Origin of the sequence: Hydrogenophaga sp. (genome assembly GCF_030656115.1) — a bacterium.
GTDB lineage: Bacteria > Pseudomonadota > Gammaproteobacteria > Burkholderiales > Burkholderiaceae_C > Hydrogenophaga.
This window is the reverse complement of record NZ_JAUSOO010000142.1, coordinates 1-8,804: the sequence shown is the minus strand read 5'-3', so window position 1 is coordinate 8,804 and position 8,804 is coordinate 1. Positions and strand designations below refer to the sequence as shown.

10 protein-coding genes are annotated in these 8,804 nt (G+C 66.9%); 2 read left to right on the top strand and 8 right to left on the bottom strand.

All coding sequences use genetic code 11. The features are described from left to right. A partial coding sequence (locus tag Q7J58_RS18985) for an acyl-CoA dehydrogenase family protein (RefSeq protein ID WP_304831181.1) occupies nucleotides 1-432 on the bottom strand: 432 nt, incomplete at its 3' end. A 61-nt stretch (nucleotides 433-493) separates the two neighbouring features. After that, entirely contained in the window at nucleotides 494-940 is a 447-nt protein-coding gene (locus tag Q7J58_RS18980; RefSeq protein WP_304831180.1) for a PaaI family thioesterase, read from the bottom strand. Between the two features lie 125 nt (nucleotides 941-1,065). Between Q7J58_RS18980 and Q7J58_RS18975 the strand changes: the two genes are divergently transcribed. After that, entirely contained in the window at nucleotides 1,066-1,677 is a 612-nt protein-coding gene (locus Q7J58_RS18975) for a YigZ family protein (RefSeq protein ID WP_304831179.1), read from the top strand. Nucleotides 1,678-1,701: 24 nt separating this feature from the next. Here the strand turns inward: Q7J58_RS18975 and Q7J58_RS18970 are convergent, their stop codons facing one another. Then, nucleotides 1,702-2,112 (bottom strand): MerR family DNA-binding transcriptional regulator, encoded by a 411-nt coding sequence (locus tag Q7J58_RS18970; protein ID WP_304831178.1) that lies wholly within the window; start codon nucleotides 2,110-2,112, stop codon nucleotides 1,702-1,704. 127 nt (nucleotides 2,113-2,239) lie between these two features. Here Q7J58_RS18970 and Q7J58_RS18965 point away from each other — a divergent pair, with 127 nt between their 5' ends. Continuing rightward, nucleotides 2,240-3,322, top strand: a complete 1,083-nt coding sequence (locus Q7J58_RS18965; protein ID WP_304831177.1) for an MBL fold metallo-hydrolase — start codon at nucleotides 2,240-2,242, stop codon at nucleotides 3,320-3,322. A gap of 19 nt (nucleotides 3,323-3,341) precedes the next feature. Here the strand turns inward: Q7J58_RS18965 and Q7J58_RS18960 are convergent, their stop codons facing one another. Genes Q7J58_RS18960 through glyQ form a run of 5 tightly spaced genes read right to left on the bottom strand, consistent with a single transcriptional unit; the run spans nucleotide 3,342 to nucleotide 8,769 of the window. After that, nucleotides 3,342-4,259 carry a SprT family zinc-dependent metalloprotease gene (locus tag Q7J58_RS18960; RefSeq protein ID WP_304831176.1) on the bottom strand — a complete coding sequence of 306 codons (918 nt, stop codon included), beginning with the start codon at nucleotides 4,257-4,259 and terminating at the stop codon, nucleotides 3,342-3,344. Nucleotides 4,260-4,284: 25 nt separating this feature from the next. After that, nucleotides 4,285-5,046: a lysophospholipid acyltransferase family protein gene (locus Q7J58_RS18955; RefSeq protein WP_304831183.1), complete on the bottom strand. Its 762-nt coding sequence runs from the start codon at nucleotides 5,044-5,046 to the stop codon at nucleotides 4,285-4,287. Between the two features lie 32 nt (nucleotides 5,047-5,078). Continuing rightward, nucleotides 5,079-5,669 carry a D-glycero-beta-D-manno-heptose 1,7-bisphosphate 7-phosphatase gene (gmhB, locus tag Q7J58_RS18950; protein WP_336623511.1) on the bottom strand — a complete coding sequence of 197 codons (591 nt, stop codon included), beginning with the start codon at nucleotides 5,667-5,669 and terminating at the stop codon, nucleotides 5,079-5,081. Between the two features lie 25 nt (nucleotides 5,670-5,694). Next, the gene (glyS, locus tag Q7J58_RS18945) at nucleotides 5,695-7,830 is read right to left on the bottom strand and encodes a glycine--tRNA ligase subunit beta (protein ID WP_304831174.1); all 2,136 of its coding nucleotides are present in this window, start codon (nucleotides 7,828-7,830) and stop codon (nucleotides 5,695-5,697) included. 18 nt (nucleotides 7,831-7,848) lie between these two features. Further along, entirely contained in the window at nucleotides 7,849-8,769 is a 921-nt protein-coding gene (gene glyQ, locus Q7J58_RS18940) for a glycine--tRNA ligase subunit alpha (protein ID WP_304831182.1), read from the bottom strand. Between the last annotated feature and the right edge of the window lie 35 nt (nucleotides 8,770-8,804).

Sequence of the window (8,804 nt, the reverse complement as noted above, 5' to 3'; positions counted from 1 at the left end):
CTTCATGCTGATGACGTCCGAGCCCGCACCCGGCTCGCTCATGGCGAGCGCGCCCACGTGTTCGCCGCTGATGAGTTTGGGCAGGTATTTGGCCTTTTGCTCAGGCGTGCCGTTGCGGTTGATCTGGTTCACGCACAGGTTGCTGTGCGCGCCGTAGGACAGGCCCACCGAGGCGCTGGCGCGGCTGATTTCTTCCATGGCGATCATGTGCGCCAGGTAGCCCATGCCCGCGCCGCCATCGGCCTCGGGCACGGTGATGCCCAGCACGCCCAGGTCGCCCATCTTGCGCCACAGGTCCATGGGGAACTGGTCATTGCGGTCGATCTCGGCGGCGCGCGGCGCGATCTCGGCTTGCGCAAAATCGCGCACCGCGTCGCGCAGCGCGTCAATGTCTTCACCGAGCTGGAAATTGAGGCCGGGCAGGTTGTTCATGGGGTGTCTCCTGAAGGGTTTGGGGTATGCGCGCCTGATGAGAAAGAACGCGTGTGAAGAATCAATACGTCTTGGGCACCGGCACCAGCGTCTGCTGCATCACCGCGCAGTCCGTGCGCTGGCCGTCGGGTGCCACATGCACCACGTCGGCGGTGGTGACGATGATGCGCTTGCCGCCCTTGACCACGCGGCCAGTGGCCTGCAGCTCACCGCCTTGAAACGCGGTGAGAAAGTTGATTTTGTATTCCACCGTGGTCACCTCCATGCCCTCGGGCGCCACCGTCAAACCGGCGTAACCACCCGCAATGTCGGCCAGCGCGCCCATGGCACCGCCATGGAAACCGCCCTGCTGCTGCGTCACGCGGTCGGAATACGGCAGCGCCAGCGTCACCGTGCCGGGTGCCACCGCCAGCAGGCGCACGCCCAACTGCTGCATCATGCCTTGTCGGTCCAGGCTGGACTGCACGCGCTGGCGCAGAGCGGCGTGTTCGGTGGGTGCTGAGGTCATGGTTTGATTGACGTTTACGTAAACGTCAATTATGCGCGAATCGCCACTGGGTCGGCAAGTCGGGGCAACCCTGATCCCCGGTGAGCACCGGCCTGGGGCGGCCCGCCGGATATGCTTCAAGCCCCATGCCCTACACCCTGCCCACACCCGTTCACAGCGAACTGATCATCAAAAAGAGCCGCTTTCTGGGCTGCGTGGAGTCGGTCCCCGACCGCAGCGCCGCGCTGGCGCGGGTGGCGCAGCTGCGCGCCCAACACCCCGGCGCCACACATGTGTGCTGGGCGCTCATGGCCGGGGGCCATTCGGCCGCCAACGACGACGGCGAACCGGGCGGCACCGCCGGGCGGCCGATGCTGGAGGTGCTGCGCCACCAGGACCTGGACGGCGTGCTGGCCACGGTGGTGCGCTACTACGGCGGCACGCCGCTGGGCGCGGGCGGCCTGGTGCGCGCCTACACCGACAGCGTGGCGCAAGCGCTGCTGAAAGCCGAAAAAATGCCGGTGGTGCGCCAGCAAACGCTGCGCTGCGTGCTGCCCTACGCGCTGGAAGGCTGGCTGCGCCGCGAGCTGGACGCGCACGGCGCCAGCCTGCTGGACGTGGCCCACGGCGAGGGCGTGAGCGCCACCCTGCGCGTGCCCGAGGCGCAAGCCGCCGCGCTGGTGCGCCGCATCAACGACGCGGGGCAGGGCCAGGTGGTGTGGCTCGGTGAGCCGGATGGGGCTGACGGCGACGCGTGACCCGTGTGAAAACGCAGGGCCGGTTCAACCGGCTTTGCCCGCCTTGTCCAGCTTGGCCAGCAAGGCGCGCGCTTCTTTTTCGTGCACCTTCACCTCGTCCAGGTTGGCCACGAGGTCGGCCATTTGCTCTTCCAGCTGGCGCCGGTGGTCGGCCAGAATCAACAGGAACTTGCGCAACTGCGGCCCGGTGTCGCGCGGGCTGTCGTACATCTCGATGATTTCCTTGGCCTCGCTCAGCGACAACCCCAGGCGCTTGGCGCGCAGCGTGAGCTTCAGGCGGGTGCGGTCGCGCGCGCTGTAGACCCGGTTGCGCCCGCCCGGACCTTCACGCTGCGGCTGCAGCAGGCCCATGTCTTCGTAAAAGCGGATGGCGCGCGTGGTCAGGTCGAACTCGCGGGCGAGGTCGCTGATGGTGAAGGTCGTCTGGGTCGCCATGGGGCCGTGGGGGATCGGATCGTGTCGGGTTGCAGACAGTGCGCGCGGGACGCACTCCCTAGAATGGCCTGAATAGTGACGTTTACGTTAACGTCACTCCGAACCATCTTACCGGAATCCCCGACCCATGCAGCCAGACAAAGAGCAACTTGAAGCGCGCCTGCACTACCCGCTGGGGCAGGCGCTGCCCGAGCCCGGCCGGACGCTCGGGGTGGCGCCCGGTGTGAAGTGGCTGCGCATGGCGCTGCCGTTTGCGCTCGACCACATCAACCTCTGGCTGCTGCGCGACACCCAAGACGGCCGCGAGGGCTGGACCGCCGTGGACTGTTGCATTGCGCACGACGCCGCCAAAGCCCAGTGGGACCGCGTGTTTGAACACGAGCTGGAGGGCCTGCCTATTCTGCGGGTGGTGGTGACGCACATGCACCCCGACCACATCGGCCTGGCGCATTGGCTGTGCCAGCGCTGGACCACCGCACAGCACGACTGCCACCTCTGGATCAGCGCCACCGACCACGCCATCGCGTGCACCGCCAGCCAGAGCACCACCGGTTTTGGCGGCGAAACCGCCGCCGCATTTTTTGCCTCACAGGGCCTGACCGACGCCGACCAGCTGGCCCAGATTCGGGGCCGCGCCAGCTACTACCCCAACCTGGTGCCCGCGGTGCCGCGCCAGTATCACCGCCTCATGGACGGCGGGCAACTCACCATCGGCGGGCGGGCCTGGCAATGCATCAGCGGCTACGGTCACGCGCCCGAACACATCGCCCTGCACTGCCCCGAGCTGGGCGTGCTGATCAGCGGCGACATGGTGCTGCCCCGCATTTCCACCAACGTGAGCGTGTACGACCAGGAGCCCGAGGCCGACGCGCTGACCCTGTTTCTGGACTCGCTGGACAAATTTCTGCCCCTGCCGGCTGCCACGCTGGTGCTGCCGTCGCACGGCAAGCCCTTCACCGGCCTGCACGAACGCATCCAGCAGCTGAAAGACCACCACGCCGACCGGCTGGCCGAGGTGCTGCAGGCCTGCCAGGCCCAGCCCTGCAGCGCCGCCGACATCCTGCCGGTGATGTTCAAACGCCCGCTCGACCTGCACCAGACCACCTTTGCCATGGGCGAGGCGGTGGCGCATTTGCACCGGCTGTGGCACGGCGGGCAGTTGGTGCGCAGCCGGGGTGTGGATGGCGTGTTTCGTTTTCGTACGGCCTGATAGGCGGAGCGGCTTTCGCTCACTCCCCCAAAGGCACGGCCGCGCGCTTGAGCGCCTGGCGCCGCTGTTGGTGGTCGGGCAGGATGCTGGCCACCACGTCCCAGAACTGGGGGCTGTGGTCCATGTGGCGCAGGTGGCTGAGTTCGTGCACCACCACATAGTCCACCATGCTCAGCTTGAGGTGAATGAGCCGCCAGTTCAGGCGGATGGTGCCGTTGGCGCTGGCGCTGCCCCAGCGGGTGCCAGCGCGGGACAGGCGCAGTTTTTCGTAGCGCACACCCAGCAGCGGCGCGAAGTGGTCGAGCCGCTCGGTGAACAGGGTTTGGGCCTGGCGCATGAGCCAGGCCTGGGCGGCGTCGCGTATCTGGGCTTCGCTGGCGCTGTGGGCCAGCCCCAGGCGCAGCGTGGCCTGTGCGTGGCGGGCGCCGGGCTCGGGCGGTTGCAGCGCAGCCCCCACCTGGTTGAAGCTGTGCGCGGGGTCGAGCACCAGGCGCACGCGCTGGCCCAGAAAGTCCAACTCGGCACCGTCGGCCCACACGGTGCGCGCTTGCGCCAATTCGCCCGCACGTTCGCGCGCGCGCTGCAGCTTGTCCAGCACCCAGGCGGCTTTGGTGTGCAGCAGGGCTTCGACCTCGCTCACCGGCGTCCAGCGCGGCGCGCTCACGCGCAGCCCCTCGGGACCGACCGACAGGCCAATGGTGCGGCGCTTGCCGCGTTTGAACTCGTAGGCCACCTCGCAGCTCTGCAGCACCAGCAGGCGGTTGGCGCGGGGGTGGTGCCAGGTGCCGGGCTGAAACACGTGGCTCAGGGGCAGCGCAGGGGCTGCAGCAGCCGGTTCGGCCTCGGGACGCTGCGGGGGTGTGGGCGTCGGGCGTTCGCGGGGCGCCGACACGGGCTCGGGGTCTGCGCCCCCCAGAAAATCCAGCGCGAGCTGCATCAGGCGCTGCATGGCTCTTGAACGCTCAGACCTTGGCGGTTTCGGCGGCTTCGGGCGGATAGGCCGACGGGTCCAGGCGCCGCATCTCGGCCTCGATCCAGGCCTCCACCTCGGCCATCAGCTCGTCGGCCTGGCGACCGGCACTGGGAATGGGTTTGCCAATGGAAAACTCCACCACACCCGGCTTCTTGATGAAGGCCTTGCGCGGCCAGCATTTGGCCGACGTGACCGCCACCGGAATCACCGGGGCACCGGTGCGGATGGCCAGGCGCGTGCCGCCGGTTTTGTAGACGCCTTTCTGGCCCCGATCGATGCGGGTGCCTTCGGGAAACATGATGACCCAGGTGCCCCGGTCCAGCAGGCGCTGGCCTTGTTGAACCACCTTGACGAAAGCGCGGGCGCCGTCGGCGCGGTCGATGTGGATCATGTCCATGCGGGCCATGGCCCAGCCAAAGAAGGGCACGCGCAGCAGCTCTTTCTTGAACACAAAAGCCAGCGGGTGCGGCATCAACGCCGCCATGCTGAAGGTTTCCCAGAGCGACTGGTGTTTGACCAGCAGCACGGCGGGCGCGGTGGTTCCCACCGGCAGGTTTTCATAGCCAATCACCTGGTTGCGGATGCCCAGAATGACCGTACCGCCATCGACCGCCAGCTTGAGCCAGCGGGCGCACATCCAGTAAACCTGGTCGGGTTTGAGGAACGGGGCCGCCGCCACCACCGCCAGCGCCCACGGCACCACCGTGACGGCCATGAAGAGCAGGTGCAAAACGGAACGCAGGAAGTTGATCACGATCATGGGGCGGCCATTGGAGCAAAGGGTCAATCCGTTGGCTGTGCGAGCAGCCAGTCGGCAAAGGCAGACAGGTCGTCGTGGACCTGGGTGCCGGGCGGAAGTGTGGGAACGGGGCTGGCGAGCTCGGCACCCAGGCCACTGTGCCCGCGCAGGGCTGCAGACTGGCCGGTGAGCAAGAGGTGGGTGTTGCACCCGGCGGCGGCGGCGGCCTGCACATGGCGCACCGCATTGCCGGCGGCGGGCACGCGGGCCAGGTCCATGCCGAAACGCTGACCGATCTGCACAAACAGCCCCGGCGCCGGTTTGCGGCAGTCGCACGCGTCTTCGGGCGCGTGCGGGCAGAAAAACACCGCCTCCACCCGCGCGCCGGCCGCCGCCAGCTGGCGGTGCATTTTGGCGTGGATGGCGTTGAGCGAAGCCATGTCAAACATGCCGCGGCCAATGCCGCTCTGGTTGGTGGCCAGCACCACGCGCCAGCCGCCCTGGTTGAGCAGCGCCACCGCTTCGAGCGCACCGGGCAGCGCCTCCCACTCGTCGGGCGAGGCCACGTAGTCGTCGCGGTTGCGGTTGAGCGTGCCGTCGCGGTCGAGGATGAGCAGTTTCATGCGGTGCTCCAGGGGTCCGTGACGGTACGCCAGCCGGTCAGGCCGCCAGACGCGACAAGTCGGCCACGCGGTTCATGGCCTCGTGCAGGGTTTTGAGCAGGCCGAGCCGGTTGGCCTTGAGGGCTGGGTCGTCGGCGTTGACCATGACGCCGTCAAAGAACGCGTCCACCGGGGCGCGCAGGGCGGCCAGCGCCTGCAGGCTGGCGGTGTAATCGCCTGCGTCGAACTGGGCGTTGGCGGCGGGCACGGTGGCTTGCATGGCGGCGAACAGCGCTTGTTCGGCGGGTTCGACCAGCGCGGATGCGTTCACCGCCACGGCGACTTCGGCTTCGGACTTCTTGAGGATGTTGCCGATACGCTTGTTGGCGGCGGCCAGCGCGGGGGCTTCGGGCAAGGCGGCAAAAGCGCGCACGGCCTGCAAGCGTTGGGCCACATCGGCCAAACGGTCCGGACGCAAGGCCAGAACAGCGTCAACTTCTTGCGCACTAAATCCCTGCTCGCGCAGACCTCCAGCGAGGCGGTCGTAGATGAAGTCTGCTAGCGGAACCGTCGGGTCGGTGATCCTGTCCCCGAAGACCTTCGCTGCAGAGTGAAGCAATGTATCGAGATGGAGCGGCAACGCTTTCTCGACCAGCATGCGAACAACACCCAGCGCATGCCGCCGCAGCGCAAACGGGTCTTTGTCGCCCGTGGGCAGGTTGCCAATGCCGAACATGCCCACCAGCGTTTCCAGCTTGTCGGCCAGCGCCACCACCACGCCGGTCATGTTGCGCGGCAGTTCGTCGCCGGCAAAGCGGGGTTTGTAGTGGTCTTCAACCGCAAACGCCACCTCTTCGGTCAAACCGTCATGGCGGGCGTAGTAGCCACCCATGATGCCTTGCAGCTCGGGGAACTCGCCGACCATGTCCGTCAGCAGATCGGCCTTTGCAACCGTTGCGGCCTGAGCCGCAGCACCGTCGCTGACTCCATGGACACCAGCTGCCATCAGCTCTCGGGCAATTTCGGCAGCGATCTCGCGCACCCGCAACATGCGCTCGCCCTGCGTGCCCAGCTTGTTGTGATAAACCACTTTGTCCAGCCCAGCCACGCGATCAACCAGGGGTTTCTTCCGGTCCTGGTCAAAGAAAAACTTGGCGTCGGCCAGACGCGGGCGCACCACGCGCTCGTTGCCGCCGATCACGGCGCTGGCGTCGTCGGGGCTGATGTTGCTGACCACGAGGAATTTGTTGGTCAGTTTGCCCTGCGTGTCCACCAGCGGGAAGTATTTCTGGTTGGCCTTCATGGTCAGGATCAGGCACTCCTGCGGCACGTCCAGAAACTGCTTTTCGAATTCACACACCAGCACATTGGGACGCTCCACCAGCGCGGTCACTTCGTCGAGCAGCGCGTCGTCTTCAATCGGCTGGCATCCGCCGCCCACCTTGGCAGCCGCCGCAGCCAGCTGGCGCGCGATCTCGGCCTTGCGCTCGGCGAACGAGGCGATCACCGCGCCGTCCCTCAAGAGCGTGGCGGCGTAGGCGTCGGCGTCGGCCAGCACCACCGGGTCCACGGCGGCTTCAAAGCGGTGGCCGTGCGTGCTGTTGCCGGCGGTCAGCCCCAGGGCTTTCACCGGCACCACGTTGGCGCCGTGCAGCGCCACCAGGCCGTGGGCGGGGCGCACAAACTGCACGCTGCTCCAGCCGGGCAACTCGCAATCGGTTTCCAGCTGGTACGTCATCACCTTGGGAATGGGCAACTTGGCCAGCGCTTCGTCCAGGGCTTTTTGCAGGCCCACGGCCAGTTCCGCGCCGGGCACCACGCTGTCGTAAAACAGCGCTTCGGCTTTGCCGTCGGGCGCGCGCTTCAGTCCAGCCACGGCCGATGCGTCGGCGCCCAGGCCGGCCAGGCGCTTGAGCAGCGCGGGGGTGGCTTGGCCGCTGGCGTCCAGGCCCACGCTCACCGGCATGAGTTTTTGCGACACGGCCTTGTCGGCGGCGCGCTCGGCCACGGCGGTCACGTGCGCGGCCAGGCGGCGCGGCGAGGCAAACGCGGTCACGGCCGAATCGGCCCCTGCCAGGCCCTGGGCCTTGAGTTGGTCAAACAAAACGCTGGCGAAGGCGTCGCCCAGTTTCTTGAGCGCCTTGGGCGGCAGCTCTTCCACAAACAGTTCAACGAGCAAGTTTTGGGTGGTCATCTTGTTGTTCTCCAGCGCTCAGGCGGCTTTCTTCGGCATTTGCTCCACCCAGGCGCGCGGCGCCATGGGGAAACCCAGTCGCTCGCGGCTCTCGTAATAGCTTTGCGCCACACCACGGGCCAGGTTGCGGATGCGGCCAATGTAGGCGGCGCGCTCGGTCACGCTGATGGCTCCGCGCGCGTCCAGCAGGTTGAAGCTGTGGGCGCATTTCAGCACCTGCTCGTAGGCGGGCAGCGCGAGCTGCTGCTCCATGAGGTGCTTGGCCTGCTTTTCATGGGCGGTGAACGCGGTGAACAAAAAGCCGGCGTCGGCGTGTTCAAAGTTGTAGGCCGACTGCTCTTTTTCGTTTTGCAGGTACACGTCGCCGTAGCTCAACACCGTGCCGTCGGCGGCTTTCGTCCACACCAGGTCGTACACGTTGTCCACGCCTTGCAAATACATGGCCAGGCGCTCCAGGCCGTAGGTGATCTCGCCGGTGATGGGCTTGCAGTCGATGCCGCCCACCTGCTGAAAGTAGGTGAACTGGGTCACTTCCATGCCATTGAGCCAGACTTCCCAGCCCAGGCCCCAGGCGCCGAGCGTGGGGTTTTCCCAGTCGTCTTCCACAAAGCGGATGTCGTTCTTCTTCAGGTCAAAGCCCAGCGCTTCGAGCGAGCCCAGGTACAGCTCCAGAATGTTCGACGGCGCTGGCTTCAGGACCACCTGGTATTGGTAGTAATGCTGCAGGCGGTTGGGGTTTTCGCCGTAGCGGCCGTCTTTGGGACGGCGGCTGGGCTGCACGTAGGCGGCTTTCCAGGGCTCGGGGCCCAGGGCGCGCAGAAAGGTGGCGGTGTGGCTGGTGCCGGCGCCCACTTCCATGTCGTAGGGCTGCAGCAGCGCGCAGCCCTGGGCGTCCCAGTAGGACTGCAGTTTCAGAATGATTTGCTGGAAGGTCAACATGCGCTTGGGGCCAGGGCGTTGCCCGGGCTGAAGTG